Genomic DNA, 22,498 nt, shown 5'->3' on the forward strand with positions numbered 1-22,498 from the left:
TTTCTTTCTTAGTTACACAAACAGAGTGAAACCCATGAACCATCTGTTTCGTCTAATAAATAACCAAAATAAAGGAGAGGATTAATTGATGAAACGATTTCTGATTGCAGTATTATTATTCTCAATGATTATGCTGGGTGGTGTAGTTAATACATCACTTGTAAGAGATTCTGTCACAGTACAAGCATCTGAAAATCATATAAGTTTAGATGAATTAAAAACGAAACTTAAGATTGGACAGTCTGAAAAAGAAGTAAAAAGCATAATGGGTGGATCATACACGAAAGTTAAAGGAGGTATGGATAACAGCTCCATGTGGAGATATGATATTGATACAATCGAAGGATATAAATTTAAATCCGATACAGATGAAGTTGATTTAAACGGTCTGCAAAGTAAATGGATAGAGCTTATTGTGTTTATTAAGTGGGATGAAGAAAGTAAGACGGTATCATCTTTAGCTGCTTACTATGTGGATGAAACCGATGAAAGGATACACGAATATCGATTGTTATCAGATGGTACGGCAAGGGATACTGTTATTTATTAAAAATACTAGGATGCAGCTTGCACCTATTTTTAAACAAACGTTTCAGACCAACTTGTTTTGTGCGAGTTGGCTTTTTAATTTTAAAGGAAGATAAGTGGATAGAAGGTCATTTCATAGTCGCAACATTTAAGAAAACTGGCTTAAAAGTGTACCATTCCTTCACTATTAAGCCAGTTTGTTTTTTATTTGTTTCTTAATCTATCCGTTTACGACCTTACCACCATTAATATGAATCATCTGCCCTGAAACATAGGAAGAATCCTCACTCGCTAAGTACACATAAGCTGGTGCCAATTCTTCTGGCTGTCCCGGACGGCCCATCGGTGTATCTTTTCCGAACTGCTCTACTTTATCAGCTGTAAACGTTGACGGGATAAGCGGTGTCCAGATTGGTCCTGGTGCTACGCCGTTTACACGAATTCCCTTCTTCACAAGGTTATTCGACAAAGAGCGGGTAAACGACACAATTGCGCCTTTTGTAGAAGCGTAGTCGATCAGTTCTGGATGTCCTTGATAAGCTGTGATAGATGCTGTATTGATGATGCTGCTTCCTTGCTTCAAATGAGGAAGAGCAGCCTTTGTTAAGTGGAACATAGAGAAAATATTCGTACGGAATGTTTTCTCAAGCTGTTCCGCGGTAATATCTTCAAAGTTCTGCTGTGGATGCTGTTCCGCGGCATTGTTCACAAGAATGTCTAGTCCACCGAATGAACCTACAACATCACGTATGGCCTGCTCACAGAACGACTCATCTCCAATATCACCTCGTATAAGTAAGCATTTCACGCCTTCTTGTTCGATTTGCTTCTTCGTTTCCTCTGCGTCACCAGATTCTTCCAAATAAACGATCGCTACATTCGCGCCTTCCTTTGCAAACGCAATGGCAGCTGCTTTACCAATCCCACTGTCACCACCCGTAATCAGCGTGGATTTACCTTTTAATTTTCCACTTCCCTTATACGTAGGGCTTTCCGATTGCGGCCTTGGGGTCATTTCCGATTCAACACCAGGCTGCTGGTCTTGATGCTGAGCGGGTTGTCCTTTTGGATGTTCTTGATTAGACATTACATACATCACTCCTTATTATTCTTTCATAACTCTTTTCTTCCCATCTCACATTGGAATAAACATCGTTGCTTGCCTTAATAAAATTTTTTTTCCTAACAATGGCTCTTTTTCTCCTTTTAAAAAAACTTATAGATGAGTCAATGAAAGGGAGGAAGAAAGTTGAGAGAGCACTGGAAAATCAAAACAAGTTTTATGCAATATTTTTATGGAACCTTAACAATGATGCTGAGTGCTGAAAAGAGAGAGAGAACAAGTCGAATCTGCCAGTTTCAAGATATAACTGGCTGGACGTATAAAATACAAAAATCTATTAGTCTACCAGTCACTTATTCTGATATACTATATTTTGTAAATTGTAAATAATAGGATAAGTTGGTGCGAAATGATAAAAAGAATAATACTGTTAGTTGTTATGTTGCTTCTCATAAGCTCATTTTCTGTACAGAACAAGAATGTAGCTGAAGCGGCGGACATGATTGTACCTGTTACTCTAAAAGAGGAAATAGTTAATCTTACAACACTAACATTTTCGCTAAAAGGATCATTTACGGAAGTCATTAGTGGAGAAAGTTTACTAGCAGGCAAGACCTATACGGTAAAAGTAGAGAATGGTTACTTAGAACTGTATGATGGAAGTAAATTAATTACAAGACGCTCAAATCTTTCATTACAACCAGCGAGTGTATCACCAAGTCACCTTACTACACTAAACGGTAAAGTAAAAAGATCGTATATGGGAACGATGAACTTCAGGATAGAGGGGTTTAAGTACATCAGACCTGTCAATGTTCTTCCTTTAGAAGAGTATGTACAGGGTGTTCTTCCTGGAGAGTTACATGGGAACTTCCATATCCACGCGATGCGTGCTCAGGCGATAGCGGCAAGATCTTACGTTACTTATGCGCTTAGTCGTAATCTAATCAATGACACGACTTCTTTCCAACGTTATGTAGGCTATAGTCCTGAGTTTCACGATTTTATTAAGGCTACTTATGAGACTGCAGGAAAAGTGCTAACATACAACGGAAAAACGATTGATGCGACTTATTATTCATCAAATGGAGGTCATACTGAAACTAATTTAGGTGCTTGGCCGGGGGGAAACACGGTTAACTTACCTTATTACCCTGCAAAAGTCGATCCGTATGATGAGAAACCACTATACAGCAGATCGGTATCTAAAACACAAGTTTCACTATTAGGGCTAGATGTAAATAATCCTACAGCTTGGTGGGACAGCCCAAATAATGTAGAAGTAAACAGTAAATTTGCTACACAAGTAAAGAGAATGGCGATTCCTACTGAAGAAGCTAAAGTAGTAGACGTTACGTCGTTCACGATATCTGATGAGAGAACTGAAGGTAAAAGGGTAAAGCGTGCGGACGTAACCTTCACATATATAAAGAAGGATGCATCTGGAAAAGTCGTTACAGATGAGAAAGGCGAAGCTAAAAAGTTTAGCGAGAAAGTTACGTTAACAGGTGATCAGTTTAGATTTGCCGTTGAGTTAAATAGCACCTTTGTTACATCATTCGTTACGACGACTTCTGAATACAAAATAACGGCTTTAGGAAACGGCCATGGCGTAGGGATGAGCCAAACCGGGGCAAATAAAATGAGTAACAGTGGTAAAGGATTCCGTGAGATCCTAGCATTCTATTATCCTGGTACAACCATCACAAATGACAGATCAACAATTATTCCAACCACTGCTTTACAAGTCAAGGGTACGATTAATTATGAAGGAACAAATATACGCAAAACACCATCTGGTGAAGTTATTTCAAAAGGAAAGCTGGGCCAGAGTGTAACAGTAGTCGGTAAATCAGGTGTAATGTTTAAGGTGAAAACAGGAACGATCACTGGATACATTAATGAGCACTATGTAGACATCCACCAAACCATTTCGTATAAGAAGGAGATCACACCTATCACATCAGGGCAGATCCTCTACTTAGGCACAATCGTATCTAAAAACAATACGTTATATGTACCAATGCCTGGATTAGCGAGTCGTTATAAGATGAAGTTGAGCTCGACTTCATCTAACTTTACTGTCGTTGATGGGACGCGTAAGGTTGTTGCATCACACCTCAGCAAGTACGCAACGGTTAATGGCAAAAAGATATTGCTGACAGCAAAACCAGAAAAGTATTACAACAGAATCTATGTACCTCTAGCTTTCCTTAAACAGACCGGCTTATCGACATCCAACTATGAGGAGAAAGCAGAACAAGTGCTGTGGATCAATAAATAATAAAAAAGCTCTTTGGAGGTTATCCCTCTAAAGAGCTTTTACTTTTACACCTTTTATGGTCTTGCTACATCCACAATACGTCCTTCTACTTGCGGGTTAACAGTAACCAATTTCGCTACATAGTCACGAAGGTTCTCCCAATCAGATGCACCTAAGTCTGTCACGCGGCCTTGGTTGTATGCATTTGCGAATACCGTATATCCGTCTCCGCCTTTAGCTGTAAAGGCGTTCGTTGCGATTACATATTCCTTAGCCGTATCGATCGCTGTATACGTGCCATCTGCATTCTTCACTTCCATAGAAACAACACGGCTGCCAGCAGCTTTTGTGCTGTCATATTTAAACTTCATCCCAGACACGTGCAGGAAGCCGCCACTTTCCTTAGGAGATTGACTCACACTGTGCTCAAGGGCTTGTTTAATCTCTGCACCTGTTAATTTCATCGTTGCAAGTGTGTTACCGAATGGCAGTGTAGTCAATACATCTCCATATGTGATCTCACCCTGGTCGATTGGCGCACGGATTCCGCCACCGTTTTGGAAGGCCATCACTACATTCGGATTAAATTCTTTAGCTTTATCCAGCATACCGTCTGTGATTAAGTTACCAAGTGGTGTTTCGTTGCTGCGAACACTTGGACCAACATCGCTTGAGCGAGGATTTTCTAATGCTTTTTCAGCAGTTGCACCAGTCGGCTTATTCTTTAACTCGTCGATCTTGCTGGAATATTTCTTTAAAAGTTCAGCTGCTTCTGGATCAGCTGCTCTATCAGCAATCTTGATCAACTGTCCGGCTTGTCCAACTACTTTACCTTTTTTGTCGAACGTAACGTCAAGCGTACCTAAGAAATCACTATATTGATAAGCTTGTACGATAACTGTTGGATCTTTGGCAGCTCCGTTCTCATCATTTGAAACAACATAAGGAGCGTTTAACTGTGTGTGGCTGTGTCCCCCAACGATGATGTCGATGCCATCAACATATTTTGCTAGTTCTAGATCGTTGTCATACTCTGGATTGTCATCATATCCAAGGTGAGTAATAGCAACGATTTTATTCACGCCAAGAAGCTGCAGCAAACGTACTTCTTTTGTCGCTTCTTTAATGTAGTTTTCAATTACAACGTTTTCAGGGCTTGAGATGTCAGCTGTTTCTTCTGTTGTTAGTCCGATAAACCCAACTTTTTCGCCGTTTACTCTCTTTACAACAGATGAATAGATTTTTCCGTCTTTTGGATTAATTGAATATCCTTTATATAGAGGCTTTAACAAAGGATCTTTTGAGAAGTTCACATTTGAACTTACAAAAGGAAACTCAGCATTCTTAACAAAGTCAGCTAATGCTTGGTGGCCTTCAGGGCTTGAACCAAGGTCGAACTCATGGTTTCCGAATGTCATAAGGTCATAGTCCATAAGATTCATAAACTCAAGATCTGCTTGTCCTTTGAACTCGTTAAAGTAAAGCGTTCCAGAGAATACGTCACCCGCATCAAGTAATAGGGCATCTGGCTTTGCTGCACGAACTTCTTTAACAGCTGTAACTTTTTTCGCTACATTATCTAAACGAGCGTGTGAATCATTTGTATGCATAAGAGACAGGTTGAACGTTTTATCCTTAGAAGAATTTGTTTGTGCATCTACTGAAGCAGGCATTGCCAACGGGGAAGAGATAACCCCAACAGCAAGTGAACTAACTAGTAATCTTTTAAACGTTTGTTTAACTGACATCTCATCACAATCCTTTCAATTTGTCATACTTATTAAATATAGCAAAAGAAAAATACTGGGAAAAGCGGAATTTGTCGAAATATAATAAAAAATTGTAAAAATAGTAGTTCAATAGGTTATTGCATTTTTAAGGAGCGCTCCTAATGGACTACAAATAAAAAGCCAACCCACTGGCTGACTTCTCCTTACTTCCACTTTTTCATTTTTTCTTTTAAATGTTCCCGAACTTCTTCCGCTTCTGCTCGGTCGATGCCATGAAATTCTCCGTCATGCTTTACAATGAAGAAACTGTCTTTTGGTTTGCGTTTTCCATATGTAAGGTCATATCCATTATCAACGTTACACACAATCTTGTAAGGTGAGCGGTAAAAGGGCTGCATATCGAGTGGACCGTTTACGATGTTTTCGAACGTTCTCAAATCATTTTCGATAGATACAATGGACGGGCGTTTAGCGGGCTCAACCATCAAAACCGAAATTGTAGACAATGAAGATACCTCCCTATTAAATCCTACTAAAGAAATGGTATCATATTCCTGTAAAAATGGTAATGGGTGTAAAATAAGGTAATTTGTCGAAATATTAAAAATAGTATCATTTTACTAAAATAACGTAAATTATTACATATTCTAAAAATATAACGATTTATATACATTTTTCATCAATATATGACAAGAATTTATTACATTAGAAAAGTATAGAAAAAACCAGACCTTTTTAAGGTCTGGTTCTATTTTCTTGTTAATTTAGATATTCTTTTAATAAGTTTTGTACACGCTCTTGTTCGGTTTCATCTACAATACCATACCACGTACCGTCGATCATCTTACCTGTACTCTTAAATTCAGTAGACGCAATGTTGTGGCGAGCACCTTTGTAGTTCTTCTGAATGTCTTTCATCTCTTCAAATGTCATGTTTGTTTTAACATTCTCTCCTAAGATGTCTAAGATGTTATCAAACTTTGTAATAGAAGAAACACTAGCACCTTTATCTATAATAGATGTAATGATTTGACGCTGCCGATCGTTTCGCCCAAGATCACCTTTCGTGTCTTCATATCTCATGCGTGAATAAGCAAGTGCTGCCTTTCCGTCCAATTCTTGTTTACCAGCTGGGAACGAATAACCTTCATAATCAAATGCTTTTGGGTTATCTACTTCTACACCTCCGACAGCATTGACGATGTCTCTAAACGATTCCATATTGACCTTTACATAATAATCAATAGGGGTATCTAAGAAATTTTCAGCCGTATCCATCGCCATTTGTGTTCCGCCGAAAGCATAAGCATGGTTGATCTTGTCATCATAACCTTTCCCAATGATCTCTGTTCGTGTATCACGCGGGATGTTAAACATCAGCATTTTTTCCTCTTTAGGATCAATGGCAATGACGATCATCGTATCAGATCGACCTCTGTCACCTTCGCGCTCGTCTACTCCCAGCAACATAATGGAAATTGGCTTCAAATCTTTCTTTTCACCGGTAACGATAGGCTTTGGCTTGTCTGTTTCTACTTTTTCGTGCATACCATTTACAGCATCTTTGGCCGTATCGTAGAGATAATACGCATAGCCGCCGACTCCTACAGCAACGAGTCCTACTAGAATTCCTACGACAATAAGAAACTTCTTCATATATTCGATCGCTTCTTTCTTCTGTAAAATTATTACTCTACCAGAGAGTATAACATGCGGTAATATAATTGAATATTCTAATTTAACTTTCATATTACACAATGTAATAATTATGTTGGAATAATGTTAATTAAAACCCAACTTTTACAAATATTTATAAAAAAATACCTAATTTGACAAATAAGTATGCTATAATACAACGAAATTAACAATAAACAATACATAGGTGGAGGCTTTTTATGGAAGAAACGATTTCGTTAAAAGACATTGCCGTCACATTAAGAAAACGGCTTATGTTGATCGCAGTACTTGCAGCAATTGCTGTGGCGGTTAGTGGCATTGTCTCTTATTTTATTCTTACACCGGTTTATCAAGCATCAACACAAATTCTAGTAAACCAAAAATCTAGCGAACAACCCGTGCTCGACCCGAACCAAGTTCGAACGAATGTCGAGATGATCAACACATATAGCGTTATCATTAAGAGTCCTATCATTTTAGATAAAGTCGTACAAGATCTAGACCTTCCTCTAACAACAGACCAACTAACAGAAAAAATCACCGTAAACAGTGAGCAAAACGCCCAAGTCTTTAACTTAACTGTAGAAGATGAAGATCCTGCTCAAGCCGTAAAGATTACAAACGCGATCTCCAAGACATTTAGCGCAGAAGTTCCTGAAATCATGAATGTAGATAACGTTAAGGTACTTTCCCCAGCTGTATTAAAAGACAATCCATCACCTGTAAAACCTAAGCCTTTGTTGAATATGGCCATTGCACTAGTTGTTGGATTAATGGCAGGAGTGGGGCTAGCGTTCTTATTAGAATACTTGGATAACACGATCAAAACAGAAGAAGACATTCAAAACATTCTTCAGTTGCCTATACTTGGTGTAATTCCTAAGATCTCAGTTGAAGATGAAAAAGCTCCTGTATCGAAGAAAGCAGCGAGAAAACGGATGGGAAGTGAAACTCTTGAGTCGTAAGTTTAGAAAATCCATTCAAGACTTAACCCAAAGAAGCTTAATTACACACATTAATCCGAAGTCACCAATTTCAGAGCAATACCGAACCATTCGAACGAATATTCAATTTGCATCCATTGATAAAGAAGTAAAGACGTTGATGGTTACATCATCTGGCCCTGGAGAAGGGAAATCGACAACAGTTGCAAACTTAGCAGTTGTTCTTGCCCAGCAAGGGAAACGTGTACTCCTAATTGATGGAGATCTAAGAAAGCCGACCGTTCACTATACATTCAAGGTGAGTAACATTTATGGCGTGACGAACGTACTGACACGTCAAAAAACGCTGAAAGACACAGTCGTAACCACGAAAATTCCTGACGTGGATGTTCTGCCAAGTGGTCCAGTTCCACCGAATCCATCAGAACTGATAGATTCTAAATCTATGAATCACCTGATTGAAGAAGCAAGAGCACTATATGATTATGTATTGTTCGACACGCCACCGATCATGGCCGTAACAGATGGTCAGTTGCTAGCGCATCGAGTGGATGGCGTGATCCTTGTCATTTCAAGTGGGAAGACGGAAATTGAAGCAGCGGTTAAAGCAAAAGAGTTACTGCAAAACGCAAATGCGAAGATTATTGGTACAGTGCTGAACGCGAAAGAGATGAGAAACGAAAATTATTACTATTATTATGGTTCGAATTAACAAAAATTAACTGTTTTCCCCGTTTTTCGACAAAAAAAGTCGGTTGTAAGATTTTGTATCTATGGTAATATAGCGTTAGATTTGGTAAATTAAGCAAATTGAACTAGTCGTAAAACCGGCTGGTTCTTTAGCCTTAAGAGGTGGTCAGGTTCTATGATTGACATACATAGTCATATACTTCCGGGTGTTGATGATGGAGCACAAACGCTAGAAGATTCCATACGTATGGCTGAAGAAGCGGTTAAAGAGGGGATCACACACCTCTATGCCACTCCACATCACCGAAATGGAAGATATGAGAACGAAAAAAGTTTAATTTTGAAGCAAGTCGATGAATTAAATCGAGAATTATTTGAAAGAGAAATCCCACTACATATCCTACCAGGACAGGAAATTCGTTTGTATAAGGAATTGATAGAAGACCTTGATCAGGGTTTATTATTGCCATTACACAACAAGGTGAACTATTTCCTAATTGAATTTCCTTTTAGTCACGTACCAAACGATACAGCAGATATCTTCTACGAATTAAATCTAAGAAATTACCATCCTATTATTGTTCATCCAGAAAGAAACAGTGAGATCATGGAAAAACCAGATCTTTTGTATAACTTCATCTCAAATGGTGCACTTACCCAAGTAACGGCAAGTTCCATCAATGGGAACTTTGGAAAGAAAATCATGAACTTTTCACATGATTTAATCAGATCAAATCTGGCACACTTTATTGCATCAGATGCTCATAACACATCAAGCCGGGGGTTCCATCTAATACAAGCAATCGAAACGATTCAAAAACAGTACGGAATCGATACCAGATATTATTTGCAAGAAAATGCTGAACTTGTGTTGAAAGGTGAAAGCATACTAATAGAACCTCCATCCCATATAAAGAGAAAGAAGTTTTTAGGGATTTTTTAATACTCGAAAGGGGTCATTACTTAACAATGAAAAAAGTTAGAAAAGCAATCATTCCGGCAGCGGGATTAGGGACCCGTTTTCTGCCAGCTACAAAAGCCATGCCTAAAGAGATGTTACCGATTGTGGACAAACCCACCATTCAGTACATCGTAGAAGAAGCGGTTGAATCAGGTATTGAGGACATCATAATTGTTACCGGTAAAGGAAAACGAGCAATAGAAGATCATTTTGATCATGCTTTTGAACTTGAACAGAACCTGTTTGAAAAAGGGAAGTTCGAGCTGCTTGAAAAAGTAAAACAGTCTTCAAAATTAGCTGATATACATTATATTCGGCAGAAAGAACCAAAAGGTTTAGGTCATGCCGTAAATTGTGCAAAAAAATTTATTGGGGACGAGCCTTTTGCCGTACTACTTGGGGATGACATCGTCCAAGCTGAGAAACCTTGTCTAAGACAATTAATTGAGAAGTACGAAGAAACAACGGCTTCTATTATTGGTGTTCAACAGGTTCCAGAAAATGAAACGTATCGTTATGGAATCATAGAACCTTCAAGTAACTTTAACAACTTATATGGTGTAAAGAACTTTGTGGAGAAGCCTAAGCAAGGGACAGCACCGTCAAACTTGGCAATCATGGGACGTTACATACTCACGCCAGAAATTTTCAATTACTTGGATGAGCAGCAAATCGGAGCTGGTGGAGAAATACAGCTTACAGATGCAATTCAAAAATTGAACCAGTATCAACGAGTATTTGCTTTTGACTTTAAAGGCACTCGTTATGATGTTGGAGAAAAGCTTGGATTCATTATGACAACGATTGACTTTGCCCTAAAAGATAAAGAAATTAGTAGGCAACTATTACCTGAGTTAGAAAACCTGCTTGAGCAATATAAACTAAAGAATTAAACACAATTAAGCTTATTTGTTAAAGAAAACAGAACAATCGTTCAATTGTAGTTAAGAAAAGAAAAGGTGATGTCTCCTTACCTATATCAATGGAGGCACTCGGCTATGCTGTGGGTGTCAAGCCACCTTAGCACTTTGTTGTCATTAGCGTGGTGTGAGGGAGGGTTAGATGCCCTAATTTACATATACATATTAAAAATGAATAAAGGGGAGGGACGGAACAACAATGGCAGACCCACAAGTGCAAACGATTGCTAATTCAAAGAGTCATTCTATCGTAATAAAAGAAGATCGTTTTTATGAAGCAAGTAAAAGATTGATAGATATTGTAGGAGCATTAGCTGGAATCATACTATTATTACCGTTATTTATAATTGTAGCGTTTCTAATTAAAAAAGAAGATTCAAAAGGACCTGTTTTCTTTAAACAGATTCGTGTTGGGAAAGATGGCAAAGAATTTTATATGTACAAGTTCCGTTCCATGGTTAGTGATGCAGAAGAAAAGTTAACAGAACTTCTTCAGTTTAATGAAATTGAAGGAGCGATGTTTAAGATGAAAGATGATCCCCGAATTATAAAGATCGGGAAGTTTATTAGAAAGACAAGCATAGATGAACTTCCACAATTGTGGAATGTATTAAAAGGTGACATGAGCCTCGTTGGGCCACGCCCGCCACTTCCACGTGAAGTAAAAGAGTACACTGAGTATGATATGCAACGCTTATTTGTAACTCCTGGTTGTACGGGTTTATGGCAAGTTACAGCTAGAAATAATGTTGGTTTTAAAGCAATGGTTGAACTAGATTTGAAATATATACAATCGAGAAACACTTTTGTAGATTTTTATATAATTCTTAAAACAATTGTTGTAATTCTTGGATCGAAAGATGCTTACTAATAATTGTTAGAACAGGGCTACTTTTTCTGTGAATACCGTTTTGGTTTTCTAAATCTCGTAGCTAAAATAGGAGAAATGAAAGCATGAAAAATATATTATTTTTTCCGTGGAGAGATTGGAATTCATATAAACGAGAAGGTTTTAGGACAAGAGAAGCAAATATTTTAAAAACATTTGTTAAAAGTAATAAAGTTGGCAAGATATTATGTATTAATAGGTCGACTCAACCAAAGTATATAGAGTTTCTACTGAAAAATAGGAAAAATTATTTATTTAAAAGAACTAAAAATATAAACACTCTAACAGAGCAAATCTTGTATAAAAGAACTTTCTCAAAGTTAACCAAGATTAACAACAAACTCTATGTGTTAGATATCTTTTACCATCTACCTAACCCCAAAGGAAATAGGCTAGAGAGAAATAAATTATTTGCAAAAATTTTAGAACAAGAAATAAACTATGCAGTTAGTATAGTTGAACTAGGTAAAAATTATTTAACTTGGTCATGTGATATTACAAGAAGTTCGTTAGTTAATAAATTTAAAAATAGAAATTTGGTATATGACATAATTGATAATTTAATAGAACATGACCAAGTAGGTAGAGATAAAGAATTCTATAAAAAAAAGTATAAGGAAATTGAAGATATTTCAAATATTATATTTACTGTCTCAAAAAGTATAAAAGCAGAGTTGTTTAGTAGTCATGGTAAAACTTATTATATCCCAAATGGTATTGATCTTAGTAAGTATCACGTACAAAAAAACATAGAAAATAAAAGGCCAAAAGTTGGCTATGTTGGTTTAATGCAAGAGCGGATTGATGTTAAATTGTTAAAATATGTTATAGAAAAAAATGGCGATATAGATTTTTGTTTTGTTGGCCCTATTCTAACACCTAAATATTTTAAAGAGTTATTAAAGTATAAAAATGTAGAATTTATAGGCGCCGTACATCATGACTTAATTCCAAACTATATAAATAACTTTGACGCTTGTATAATTCCGCATAAAGTAAATAAATTCACTAAGTCTATGAACCCTCTAAAATTATATGAGTACTTAGCTTGTGGAAAACACGTCATCACCACTAATATACCTCCAGCAGAAGAATTTAAAGATATTATATATATTACTAATGAATATGAAATATTTAGTAATTATGTACACGACGCGGTCTATAAACCCTATAGTAATTTTTCACAAGAAATGATTAGTAACAAGATTAAGTTACATGACTGGGAAAATAAGATACAAGAAATGATTAATATAATAGAAAAGTTTGGTGATTAAGTAAATGGAAGATTCAGTATGTGTTGTAACCGTAACCTATGGGGATAGATGGGACCTACTTAATCAAGTATTGTTATCTTTAAATGAAAATAATTTAATCAAGAATATTATAATTGTTAATAACAATTCAATGAATGATATTTCGAATTTATCTTCTCATATTTCAAACAGAATTAAAGTGATTAACTTAGAGGAAAACTTAGGATCAGCATATGGTTATCATATAGGTATAGAAGCAGCTATTGCAACAGATAGTGAGTATATATGGCTTCTGGATGATGATAATAAGCCTAATAATAATGCACTAGAAAATATATTGGAAAATTGGAAAAAAATTTCAGGGGTAGAAGACAAAATCGGTTTGTTATCTCTGCGCAATGATAGAAAAGAGTATGTACAAGCAGCCTCAGATATAATGGCCAAAAATATTTTTCCAAATAAAAATAGTTTTCTTGGATTCCATTTACCTGAAATACCTAAAAAACTAATTAAAAAAATATTTTTATCAAATAAAAAATCTAATTATGGAGTAGGTAATAAACTAGTAGAAGTTCCTTATGCTCCTTATGGTGGCTTTTTTTTTCATAAAACTCTGATTAATAAAATTGGACTTCCTAATAAAGAATTTTATTTATATGCTGATGATCATGAATTTACACATAGAATAATAAAAAGTAAAGGTAAAATTTATTTGGATCCAACTAGTTGTATTTACGATTTGGAACATTCTTGGTATTTAAAAGATAAAAAGCCTTATTTAATCTCTTTATTACTTAGTGATGAAGAGAAAAGAGTTTATTATGGAGTTCGTAATAGAGTATATTTTGAACAAAAGGATTTAAGAAATAGAATAAATGTATATCAGTGTAACAAATGGATTGTTATTATTCTTTTATTAACGTTAAGTCTTTTGTTTAAAAAGAAAGCAAGATTTAAATTAATCATGAAGGCTATTAACAATGGAGAAAACGGAAAGCTTGAAAGGTACTTTTCTGTATGATAGAAGTTAATGAAGTAACAGAAGTAAAAAAAAGTAGTAATGATTCCATTATAAAAAAATTCAATAAAGACCTGATAATATATATTCCTGCAATTATACTTCCTGCGATACTAAATGTGATTTCAATCATGTTATATACAAGAATCTTTTCATTAAGTGACTTTGGTAATTATTCTATTATTATTTCAACCATTACATTATTTACAACTGTTCTATCTCAATGGATTATACAATCTATTCAAAAATTCAGACCGCAATATAAAAAAGAAAATAAAATAATATTATTTGATAAATATTTAATTTTCACAATACAAGTTTTAGTTTTCAGTATTATAACAATACTGTTAATTCTATATGTAGTGTCAAGGTTATTGTTAGAGTTTGAAATTGATTCTATATTTATAATTTCAGGTTTTATACTTATACTTCAAATTCTATTTGTTATTGGGAGTACCATTTTTCAATCAGACTTAAGAGCAAATAAATATAAGAAATACCAGTTAATAAATTCAGTAATGAAATTTATTTTTAGTATTGTTTTTATATTACTGATTTCTAAAACAATCGGGCTGGTTTTTGTAGGGATGTTAATTTCTTTAGTTATAACAAATTTCTTTCTTTATAAAGAATTAAATTTAACTTATATTAACAAAAATTTATTTAAAAATAAGAATTATAGAAACTTTTTAGCCTCATTTGTTAATTATGGTTTTCCTATGATAGGTTGGTTTTTAGGAAGTTCAATCTTAACTCTTTCAGATAGATATTTAATTGGGATATTTAAAGGAGCGGAGGAAGTAGGGATTTATTCTGCAAATTCACAATTAGTTATGGTGGGTTTAGGTTTAGTATGTAGTCCTATTCTTTCTGCTGCACATCCTATTATAATGAATGCTACAAATAATAAAGAGGATGTAGAAATTGAGAATGTTATAAAAAAATTTAGTCGTTTGTATTTATTGCTCTTATCACCTATAGTACTTTATGTGATTTTAACAAAAGAAATTATAACTAATTTATTTTTAGGAGAACCTTTTAGAGAAGGATCAATAATAATTCCTATAATATTAATAGGCATATTTTTTTGGAACTTTACTATGTATGGCCATAAAGGACATGAAATTAAAGGCAAAACAAAAGTAATGCTTTTTTTTGTGTTGTTATCCGGTACAGTTAATATCCTACTTAATTTAGTGTTAATACCTAAATATGGATTCATTGGTGCAGCAATAGCTACACTAATAGCTTATTTAACTTATCCAGTTTTCATTTTCATTTCTTCAAGAAAAATAATTAAATGGAATATCCCATGTAAATCAACATGTAATATTATGTTAGCAATCTTATTGACATATCTAGTTTATGAAAAATTCAAAAATAGCTTTTTAATAGAAAATAGTGGTGTATACATTGATATTTCAAATTTAATAATTAGTTTTATTATCATAGGAGCAATTTATTTAATTTTATTAATAGTTTTAAAAGAATTAAAAATACCAATATCTTTTAAATGGGTGAAAAAATGAAACATGTTTTTATTATAGGATCAAAAGGAATTCCTGCAAAATACGGAGGATTTGAAACTTTTGTTGAGTATTTAACTAAAATGAAAGTTTCTGCAAATATTTCATATCATGTATCTTGTATGACAGAAGACAACAAAGAATTTTATCATAACGGTGTTCGCTGCTTTAATATTAAGGTTCCTGTTATTGGAAGTGCAAAGGCGATTTTATATGACATTTTAAGTATTAAAGAATGTATAAGATATATTAAGGAAAAAGGGATCCAAAACGCGATTGTTTATGTATTAGCATGTCGTATTGGTCCCTTTTTTAGTATTTATAAAAACCAATTAAAAGAACTAGGTGCTCATATACTTGTCAACCCTGATGGTCATGAATGGAAGCGCAGTAAATGGAACTATTTTATTAGAAAATATTGGAGGACTTCTGAACGCTTGATGGTTAAACATGCAGACCTTTTAGTATGTGATTCCAAAGGTATTGAAGCTTATATTCAGGAAGATTACGCAATTTATAATCCTAAAACGACGTTTATTGCATATGGAGCTACTGTAAAAGAATCAGAATTATTAGAGAGCAGTTCAACAGAACTTTTAGATTGGTATGAAAAGTATGGTGTGAAATACAATGAATATTACTTAATCGTAGGGAGATTTGTTCCAGAGAATAATTACGAATTAATGATTAAAGAATTTATGCTTTCTAATTCAAAGAAAGACTTAGTGATTATCTCGAATGTTGAGCATAATAGCTTTTACAAAGAGTTATTAAGTAGTACCAATTTTAATAATGATCCACGTATTAAATTTGTAGGAACAGTTTATGATCAAGAAATGTTAAAAAAGATTCGAGAACAAGCATATGGGTATATACATGGTCATGAGGTAGGCGGAACAAATCCATCTTTGCTTGAGGCGCTTGCGTCAACTAATCTAAATTTACTTTTAGAAGTTGTTTTTAACAAAGAAGTAGGGTCGGATGGTGCTGTCTACTTCAATAAGGATAAAGGAAATTTAGCCAATTTAATTAATGAAGTGGATTTCTATGAGAATGAAAAAATTAAAAAATTATCCACAAAAGCTAAACAGCGCATCATTAATAAATATTCATGGGAAAAGGTTGTAAATGATTATGAAACATTATTTCTTAATTTAAATAAGGAGCGGGAAAAATGAAAGGAATTATCTTAGCAGGTGGGAGTGGAACTCGATTATATCCTTTAACGAGGTCTGTTTCTAAGCAATTATTACCTATATACGACAAACCAATGATTTATTATCCACTGTCTGTTCTAATGCTTGCAGGGATTCGTGATATATTAATCATATCAACTCCGAGTGACACCCCAAGATTTGAACAATTATTAGGCAATGGTAATGAATTAGGTATAAATTTAAGTTATGCAGTTCAACCTTCTCCAGATGGCTTGGCCCAAGCTTTTATTATTGGAGAAGAATTTATTAGCAATGATTCTGTTGCTCTTGTTTTAGGAGATAACATCTTTTATGGACATGGATTTACCAAAACACTAGAGCGTGCAGCTAGTCGTTCGGAAGGTGCTACGGTCTTTGGTTATAATGTAAAAGATCCTGAACGTTTTGGAGTTGTAGAGTTTAACGAAGCAGGAAAAGCAATCTCAATTGAAGAGAAACCATTGAAGCCAAAGTCTACGTACGCTGTTACGGGGCTTTATTTTTATGATAAGGATATAGTAGAAATCGCTAAATCTATTAAACCATCCAACCGAGGTGAGCTTGAGATTACATCAGTAAATGAGGAATATTTACGACGAGGCAAACTTCAGGTTGAGTTACTTGGCCGTGGTTTTGCATGGCTAGATACTGGGACCCATGAATCATTGCTTGAGGCGTCAACTTTTATTGAAACCGTTGAAAAGCGACAAAGTTTAAAAGTTGCCTGCCTAGAAGAAATTGCTTTTCGCAAAGGATATATTTCTAAAGAACAGCTTTATGCACTTGCAGAGCCATTAAAAAAGAACGAGTATGGACAGTATTTAATACGTTTAGTGGATCAAGTTTATTTAGAAGAAATGGTAGGTGCAAACTAATGAAAATAATAAAAACCAAGTTTTCTGACGCGGTAATTATTGAGCCTAAGGTATTCGGTGATCACCGTGGTTTTTTTATGGAAAGCTATAATAATGAATTGTTTAGTCAGCATGGAATAGACATGCATTTTATTCAAGATAATCATTCCTTATCCCAACAACCAGGTACCTTGAGAGGTATGCACTATCAATTAAGTCCGACAGCGCAAACCAAACTTATTCGGGTGACAAGGGGCGCGATTTATGATGTTATCATCGATATTCGCAAAAGTTCCCCAACATATGGTCAGTGGCAAGGATTTATTTTAACAGCTGATAACAAACGCCAATTGCTAGTACCAAAAGGATTCGCACATGGCTTCTGTACATTAGTAGAAAATACAGAAGTTCAATACAAGGTAGATGAACTTTATTCATCCGAACATGACCGTGGTATTGCTTGGAATGATCCTCATTTAAACATTGACTGGCCTGTTCATAGTCCAATTCTTTCTGATAAAGATACCAAGCATCCAATACTAGCTGAAGCTGATAACGATTTTAAATAGGAGTGATCGAAAATATGAATATCTTAGTAACAGGTGGAGCGGGCTTTATTGGCAGTAATTTTGTTCGCCATATGATTGAAACATATCCTAACTACTATATAGTAAATTATGATTTACTTACTTATGCCGGGAATCTAGAAAACTTAAAAGATATTGAAAGTCATCCTAACTATACGTTTGTAAAAGGGGATATTAACAACCGTGAGTTAGTTGATTATTTAATAAAGCTTCACTCTATAGATGTAGTTGTAAATTTTGCTGCTGAATCTCATGTAGATCGAAGTATTACAGATCCTAATATATTTGTAAAAAGTAATGTACTAGGAACACAAGCATTGTTAGACGTAGCAAAGGCAAATAAAATAACAAAATATGTACAGGTATCTACTGATGAAGTTTATGGTTCTTTAGGAGAAACAGGATATTTTACAGAAGAAACACCCTTAGCCCCTAACAGTCCTTATTCTGCAAGCAAGGCAGGAGGGGACATGTTAGTACGTTCTTATTATGAAACGTTTGGAATGAATGTAAATATTACACGTTGTTCAAATAACTATGGACCATACCATTTTCCTGAGAAACTAATTCCTCTTATGGTGACTAACGCGTTAGAAGGCAAAGAGCTGCCTATTTACGGTGATGGTAAAAATATTCGTGACTGGTTACATGTAAAAGACCATTGTGCAGCACTTGATTTAGTTATTCATAATGGTAAACCAGGGGAAGTTTATAATGTTGGTGGACATAACGAACGTACGAATAATGAAATTGTACATTTGATTGTTGAGGAATTAGGTGCGCCTAAAAAACTTATTAAATATGTTGAAGACCGATTAGGGCATGATCGAAGGTATGCAATTGATCCAACTAAGTTAACAACAGAATTAGGTTGGAAATCAAAATATACATTTGAAACGGGCATTGTCGAAACTATTCAATGGTATCTTGATAATCAAGAGTGGTGGAAAAATATTAAAGAAGGAACTTATCAATCCTATTATGAAAAACAATATGGAGAAAAGTCCTATGTCTAGAGATAAGATATTAATTACTGGAGCTAAAGGTCAGTTAGGAACTGACCTTGTTTCTCTACTTAATAAATGTAACTATATTGTTTATGGATATTCTCGAAAAGAGCTAGACATAACTAAATTAGAGAATGTTCAGGAAATTTTTGAGGAAGTAAAACCTAATATTGTAATTCACGCCGGGGCACATACAAAAGTGGATTTAGCAGAGTTAGAACAAGATAATACATATCTAATCAATGCGATAGGGACACGTAATATTTCTATTGAAGCCGAGAAACATGGGGCAAAACTAGTATACATTAGTACCGATTATGTATTTAACGGACAAGGAAAGGAACCTTATAATGAATTCCAGTCTACATCGCCTTTAGGTATTTACGGTAAAAGTAAACTAGCTGGAGAGGAGTTTGTAAGGGACCTACATTCTAAATTCTTTATAGTCAGGACATCGTGGGTTTACGGGGAAAATGGAAATAATTTTGTTAAAACTATGCTAAAGCTTGGTAAAGAAAAAGATGAATTATCTGTAGTTTATGACCAAATTGGTTGCCCGACTTTTACTGTGGATTTATCTAATAAAATAATAGAAATAATGAGTACAGAAAACTATGGTACTTACCACGTTTCAAACTCTGGTAGCTGTTCATGGTATGAATTTGCCGAGGAGATTTTTAGATTAGTTAATATAAATATAGAATTAAAACCTGTAACAACAGATCAATTTCCGCGGCCTGCAAAAAGGCCGGCCTATTCAGTTTTCGATCATATGTCGCTTAGATTAAATGGTTTCTCTGAAATGAGACATTGGAAGACTGCTTTAAAGGATTTTGTAGAAAATCATAATATTTACAAATAAAAACATCAGTCTTAAAGATGATAAGGGCTTTGTATTAATTGTACACAGAAATATTTTCACTATTATTCATGGTGAATTTTATTTCTTATAAATAAAGGTGGAAATAATGGAAAATCTATTCCGTAATATTCATATCAAAAAGGAAGTATATTTATCATTTTTAGCTGCTGTAGCTTTAGGTATATTAGTACTATATTTAGGTAAATATACCTTAGGGATAATTCTTGCTCCTATTGGATTATATTTTATTATAAAAATTAAGCCATCTCCTAATACAGCACTAGTGATAATCGGCTTACTACTTTATGTAAATATTTTAAAGCCACTTGGGATGTATCAAATTGTATCTTCATTAGTAGATTTATTAGTATTAACTGTGATTTTGAAATATTGTGTTACCGTAGGAATAAAAAATGAACAGTTTAAATGGATAATTATTGCTTCTGGGTTTTTATTTGTTTCTTTTTTTGAAATTTTCAATCCAAATATTCCTTCATTTGAAGCTGGCTTACAAGGATTTAGAAAAACTTCATTTGCATTTATGCTTTTTTATATTGGTATATTTAAATTTAAGGAAGCTAGAAAGGTAAAAGAATTTTTAATAAAATTTTCCATATTAACTTTACCGCTTTTGTTATATGGAATAAAGCAGTCCATATTCATATCTGAAATTGACAGGTTATATCTATTTGTAAATAGTGCTGATACGTGGACGGGTACATTATTCGGAGAGACACGTGCTACTTCCGTTTTTTCTGGACCTTTTCATTTTGGAATGTTTAGTGCTATATTAGCGGTTATTAATTTGTTCCTCATGGAAGTAGTTAATAAAAAAAGATATCAATTAATTTTCCTTTTATTTTTCTTCGTTTCGTTTTTAGCATGCAATAGCTCATTAACAAGAACAAATTTAGTAGCATTGGTTGGAGCGATTATTGCTTATAAATTAATCCAAATGAAGATTAAAAGTATTTTGATTTTGTTACCAATTATTACTGGAAGTCTTATTGCTGTTTATTACTTGATTGTTTCTAATACTTATTTTTTACTGAGTTCTAATAACCAAATTTTAAGGATGATTGGTACAATATCTAATATAGATAATGATAGTCGTTTTGAAGGAAGATCTCAGGGATGGGAAAGTATATTAAATCTTGTAGCTAAAAATCCTTTACTCGCTTATGGTACAGGTTCTTCAGGAGATACACTAAATACTGTATATGACTTTCAATACCATGTGACAAGTCATAATGTTTTTCTAAAAATATTAATGGAAACAGGTGTTATTGGGTTAGCAATGTTTGCTTCTCTTTTTATTGGAATATCCTTGTTGTTTCTTAAGAAAGTGTTGAATAAAGAAACAACATTGATTAAAAAGGTATATGCATGTTGTTTCGCAGTAATGGTTGTTTTCTTCATCAATGGATTAGTTGGCTCAGCATTAGATACTTATCCTATTTCAAGCATAGTACTCCTGTTTATGGGAATTGGGGTAACTAATCTAACAAATGAAGAAAACATTACTAATAGACTTGACTCAAGGTTAGAAGGTTTATAGATGTTTAAATAATACTGTTTAAAATATGTTGTTGAATAAAACACAGGGAGTTGTTCAATTGTTTAACAGAGGGTTTTTATTAACTGACAAAAATCTAAAGGTAGAAAATACACCACTATACAGGATAGCATACCAGTACATTACCCTAGAAAACTGAAAGCTGCCTCAAAACGGTGTGTCCTAAAGACCGTTGTACTTCTGAGATTTTTAAATTTTATGAGTCCTCCTAAACTGGGAAGGGCTCATTTTCATTTTTTTTGAAAATCCTGCTGAAATAAAATCCATTGTTATATCCACACCTTACTGCAATGTCCTCAATAGTATAATCCGTCTACATTAAGAGCGTCCTTGCTCTTCTTAACCTGAGAGAAGTTAAGTAATCCAACGGCGAAACCGCTAAACTCTCCTTAAATCTCCTCGTAAACTGCACGGAACTCAAGTTCATTCCAGAAGATAGATCCTTCATACTCATACCAGAAAAAGCGTGTTCATGCATATGATGTAGCGCTTGACTGATGATCGAGTCATAAATTGGTTCATCCTCAATCATCACTAAATGGTTCTCCATGCTGTAGGTCTGAAATTAGTCACTTACTAAATGAGCCTCCACTTGTTGCTGTGACTGCTTTCGTCGAATGCTATATCTTTTAACCGCTCATAGGTAGACATCAAGCGTTCTTTATCCCTCAAACTTAATTTTCCCATTTTCCTGTAACCCTTTATAAGAGAACTTAAAAAAGTGAAACTGCAGCGGTGTAATGGCTTTTCTTTTAATGGAATATGTGGTGGGCATAGGATAATGTCCACCAAACTCGGCTTGGCCACTTTGCCCAATACTTTATAGTCAAATGCTCCATTTATAATGCGAAAAATACTGTAAAAAGGATATGTGTCTTCAGACAAAAGAAATTGTTCGATATGATCCCAATAGGAATGCTGCTTAATTTAAATCGATTGGATTCTCCATATTTC

At 34.5% G+C, this 22,498-nt stretch carries 22 protein-coding genes; 16 read left to right on the forward strand and 6 right to left on the reverse strand.

Annotated features, from left to right (window positions below):
- The first annotated feature begins 88 nt into the window (after positions 1-88).
- On the forward strand, positions 89-550 hold the full coding sequence (locus IEV52_RS01840) for a hypothetical protein (protein ID WP_229754155.1): 462 nt from the start codon (positions 89-91) through the stop codon (positions 548-550).
- Between the two features lie 198 nt (positions 551-748).
- On the opposite strand, the gene IEV52_RS01845 is transcribed toward IEV52_RS01840, so the two are convergent.
- A complete protein-coding gene (locus IEV52_RS01845) occupies positions 749-1,615 on the reverse strand; it encodes an SDR family oxidoreductase (RefSeq protein ID WP_188400829.1) in 867 nt (288 codons plus the stop codon).
- Positions 1,616-2,000: 385 nt separating this feature from the next.
- Between IEV52_RS01845 and IEV52_RS01850 the strand changes: the two genes are divergently transcribed.
- Entirely contained in the window at positions 2,001-3,875 is a 1,875-nt protein-coding gene (locus IEV52_RS01850; protein WP_205724043.1) for a SpoIID/LytB domain-containing protein, read from the forward strand.
- A 53-nt stretch (positions 3,876-3,928) separates the two neighbouring features.
- Here IEV52_RS01850 and IEV52_RS01855 read toward each other — a convergent pair whose 3' ends face one another.
- From IEV52_RS01855 to IEV52_RS01865, 3 genes are all read right to left on the reverse strand, one after another.
- Positions 3,929-5,602, reverse strand: a complete 1,674-nt coding sequence (locus IEV52_RS01855; RefSeq protein ID WP_229754156.1) for a bifunctional metallophosphatase/5'-nucleotidase — start codon at positions 5,600-5,602, stop codon at positions 3,929-3,931.
- 185 nt (positions 5,603-5,787) lie between these two features.
- On the reverse strand, positions 5,788-6,090 hold the full coding sequence (locus tag IEV52_RS01860) for a hypothetical protein (RefSeq protein WP_188400831.1): 303 nt from the start codon (positions 6,088-6,090) through the stop codon (positions 5,788-5,790).
- A 253-nt stretch (positions 6,091-6,343) separates the two neighbouring features.
- Positions 6,344-7,240 (reverse strand): LCP family glycopolymer transferase, encoded by an 897-nt coding sequence (locus tag IEV52_RS01865; protein WP_188400832.1) that lies wholly within the window; start codon positions 7,238-7,240, stop codon positions 6,344-6,346.
- 239 nt (positions 7,241-7,479) lie between these two features.
- On the opposite strand from IEV52_RS01865, the gene IEV52_RS01870 reads away from it, so the two are divergent.
- The 14 genes from IEV52_RS01870 to IEV52_RS01935 all read left to right on the forward strand — a co-directional run bounded on the left by IEV52_RS01870 (position 7,480) and on the right by IEV52_RS01935 (position 21,526).
- Positions 7,480-8,226 (forward strand): YveK family protein, encoded by a 747-nt coding sequence (locus tag IEV52_RS01870; protein WP_188400833.1) that lies wholly within the window; start codon positions 7,480-7,482, stop codon positions 8,224-8,226.
- On the forward strand, positions 8,216-8,917 hold the full coding sequence (locus IEV52_RS01875) for a CpsD/CapB family tyrosine-protein kinase (RefSeq protein ID WP_276208334.1): 702 nt from the start codon (positions 8,216-8,218) through the stop codon (positions 8,915-8,917). Before IEV52_RS01870 ends, IEV52_RS01875 begins: the two co-directional genes overlap by 11 nt.
- Positions 8,918-9,070: 153 nt before the next feature.
- Positions 9,071-9,838: a tyrosine-protein phosphatase gene (locus tag IEV52_RS01880; protein WP_188400835.1), complete on the forward strand. Its 768-nt coding sequence runs from the start codon at positions 9,071-9,073 to the stop codon at positions 9,836-9,838.
- Positions 9,839-9,864: 26 nt separating this feature from the next.
- On the forward strand, positions 9,865-10,749 hold the full coding sequence (gene galU / locus IEV52_RS01885) for a UTP--glucose-1-phosphate uridylyltransferase GalU (RefSeq protein ID WP_188400836.1): 885 nt from the start codon (positions 9,865-9,867) through the stop codon (positions 10,747-10,749).
- Between the two features lie 226 nt (positions 10,750-10,975).
- The gene (locus IEV52_RS01890) at positions 10,976-11,647 is read left to right on the forward strand and encodes a sugar transferase (RefSeq protein WP_188400837.1); all 672 of its coding nucleotides are present in this window, start codon (positions 10,976-10,978) and stop codon (positions 11,645-11,647) included.
- An 83-nt stretch (positions 11,648-11,730) separates the two neighbouring features.
- Positions 11,731-12,939 carry a glycosyltransferase gene (locus tag IEV52_RS01895; protein ID WP_188400838.1) on the forward strand — a complete coding sequence of 403 codons (1,209 nt, stop codon included), beginning with the start codon at positions 11,731-11,733 and terminating at the stop codon, positions 12,937-12,939.
- A 4-nt stretch (positions 12,940-12,943) separates the two neighbouring features.
- Positions 12,944-13,939, forward strand: coding sequence for a glycosyltransferase (locus tag IEV52_RS01900; RefSeq protein WP_188400839.1), 996 nt, complete (start codon positions 12,944-12,946; stop codon positions 13,937-13,939).
- A complete protein-coding gene (locus tag IEV52_RS01905; protein WP_188400840.1) occupies positions 13,936-15,465 on the forward strand; it encodes a lipopolysaccharide biosynthesis protein in 1,530 nt (509 codons plus the stop codon). Before IEV52_RS01900 ends, IEV52_RS01905 begins: the two co-directional genes overlap by 4 nt.
- Entirely contained in the window at positions 15,462-16,640 is a 1,179-nt protein-coding gene (gene cps2T / locus IEV52_RS01910; protein ID WP_188402210.1) for a beta 1-4 rhamnosyltransferase Cps2T, read from the forward strand. Before IEV52_RS01905 ends, cps2T begins: the two co-directional genes overlap by 4 nt.
- Positions 16,637-17,533 (forward strand): glucose-1-phosphate thymidylyltransferase RfbA, encoded by an 897-nt coding sequence (gene rfbA / locus IEV52_RS01915; protein ID WP_188400841.1) that lies wholly within the window; start codon positions 16,637-16,639, stop codon positions 17,531-17,533. The genes cps2T and rfbA overlap by 4 nt, the downstream gene beginning before the upstream one ends.
- Positions 17,533-18,081 (forward strand): dTDP-4-dehydrorhamnose 3,5-epimerase, encoded by a 549-nt coding sequence (gene rfbC / locus IEV52_RS01920; protein ID WP_188400842.1) that lies wholly within the window; start codon positions 17,533-17,535, stop codon positions 18,079-18,081. Before rfbA ends, rfbC begins: the two co-directional genes overlap by 1 nt.
- A 14-nt stretch (positions 18,082-18,095) precedes the next feature.
- Positions 18,096-19,115 carry a dTDP-glucose 4,6-dehydratase gene (rfbB, locus tag IEV52_RS01925; protein ID WP_188400843.1) on the forward strand — a complete coding sequence of 340 codons (1,020 nt, stop codon included), beginning with the start codon at positions 18,096-18,098 and terminating at the stop codon, positions 19,113-19,115.
- Positions 19,081-19,968: a dTDP-4-dehydrorhamnose reductase gene (rfbD, locus tag IEV52_RS01930; protein WP_229754157.1), complete on the forward strand. Its 888-nt coding sequence runs from the start codon at positions 19,081-19,083 to the stop codon at positions 19,966-19,968. The genes rfbB and rfbD overlap by 35 nt, the downstream gene beginning before the upstream one ends.
- 106 nt (positions 19,969-20,074) lie before the next feature.
- Positions 20,075-21,526 carry an O-antigen ligase family protein gene (locus tag IEV52_RS01935; protein ID WP_188400845.1) on the forward strand — a complete coding sequence of 484 codons (1,452 nt, stop codon included), beginning with the start codon at positions 20,075-20,077 and terminating at the stop codon, positions 21,524-21,526.
- A gap of 226 nt (positions 21,527-21,752) precedes the next feature.
- On the opposite strand, the gene IEV52_RS22720 is transcribed toward IEV52_RS01935, so the two are convergent.
- Together IEV52_RS22720 and IEV52_RS01945 are read right to left on the reverse strand one after the other, a co-directional pair.
- Positions 21,753-21,845, reverse strand: coding sequence for a helix-turn-helix transcriptional regulator (locus IEV52_RS22720; RefSeq protein ID WP_188402211.1), 93 nt, complete (start codon positions 21,843-21,845; stop codon positions 21,753-21,755).
- Between the two features lie 12 nt (positions 21,846-21,857).
- The gene (locus IEV52_RS01945) at positions 21,858-22,094 is read right to left on the reverse strand and encodes a helix-turn-helix transcriptional regulator (protein ID WP_188400846.1); all 237 of its coding nucleotides are present in this window, start codon (positions 22,092-22,094) and stop codon (positions 21,858-21,860) included.
- Positions 22,095-22,498 lie beyond the last annotated feature (404 nt).

The organism is Fictibacillus barbaricus, assembly GCF_014635025.1.
Lineage (GTDB): Bacteria > Bacillota > Bacilli > Bacillales > Fictibacillaceae > Fictibacillus > Fictibacillus barbaricus.

Coding starts and splice junctions, on each gene's coding strand:
- IEV52_RS01840 (WP_229754155.1), top strand. CDS start 89: ATGAAACGATTTCTGATTGCAGTATTATTATTCTCAATGATTATGCTG.
- IEV52_RS01845 (WP_188400829.1), bottom strand. CDS start 1,615: ATGTCTAATCAAGAACATCCAAAAGGACAACCCGCTCAGCATCAAGAC.
- IEV52_RS01850 (WP_205724043.1), top strand. CDS start 2,001: ATGATAAAAAGAATAATACTGTTAGTTGTTATGTTGCTTCTCATAAGC.
- IEV52_RS01855 (WP_229754156.1), bottom strand. CDS start 5,602: ATGTCAGTTAAACAAACGTTTAAAAGATTACTAGTTAGTTCACTTGCT.
- IEV52_RS01865 (WP_188400832.1), bottom strand. CDS start 7,240: ATGAAGAAGTTTCTTATTGTCGTAGGAATTCTAGTAGGACTCGTTGCT.
- IEV52_RS01870 (WP_188400833.1), top strand. CDS start 7,480: ATGGAAGAAACGATTTCGTTAAAAGACATTGCCGTCACATTAAGAAAA.
- IEV52_RS01880 (WP_188400835.1), top strand. CDS start 9,071: ATGATTGACATACATAGTCATATACTTCCGGGTGTTGATGATGGAGCA.
- galU (WP_188400836.1), top strand. CDS start 9,865: ATGAAAAAAGTTAGAAAAGCAATCATTCCGGCAGCGGGATTAGGGACC.
- IEV52_RS01890 (WP_188400837.1), top strand. CDS start 10,976: ATGGCAGACCCACAAGTGCAAACGATTGCTAATTCAAAGAGTCATTCT.
- IEV52_RS01895 (WP_188400838.1), top strand. CDS start 11,731: ATGAAAAATATATTATTTTTTCCGTGGAGAGATTGGAATTCATATAAA.
- IEV52_RS01900 (WP_188400839.1), top strand. CDS start 12,944: ATGGAAGATTCAGTATGTGTTGTAACCGTAACCTATGGGGATAGATGG.
- IEV52_RS01905 (WP_188400840.1), top strand. CDS start 13,936: ATGATAGAAGTTAATGAAGTAACAGAAGTAAAAAAAAGTAGTAATGAT.
- cps2T (WP_188402210.1), top strand. CDS start 15,462: ATGAAACATGTTTTTATTATAGGATCAAAAGGAATTCCTGCAAAATAC.
- rfbA (WP_188400841.1), top strand. CDS start 16,637: ATGAAAGGAATTATCTTAGCAGGTGGGAGTGGAACTCGATTATATCCT.
- rfbC (WP_188400842.1), top strand. CDS start 17,533: ATGAAAATAATAAAAACCAAGTTTTCTGACGCGGTAATTATTGAGCCT.
- rfbB (WP_188400843.1), top strand. CDS start 18,096: ATGAATATCTTAGTAACAGGTGGAGCGGGCTTTATTGGCAGTAATTTT.
- rfbD (WP_229754157.1), top strand. CDS start 19,081: ATGAAAAACAATATGGAGAAAAGTCCTATGTCTAGAGATAAGATATTA.
- IEV52_RS01935 (WP_188400845.1), top strand. CDS start 20,075: ATGGAAAATCTATTCCGTAATATTCATATCAAAAAGGAAGTATATTTA.
- IEV52_RS01945 (WP_188400846.1), bottom strand. CDS start 22,094: ATGGAGAACCATTTAGTGATGATTGAGGATGAACCAATTTATGACTCG.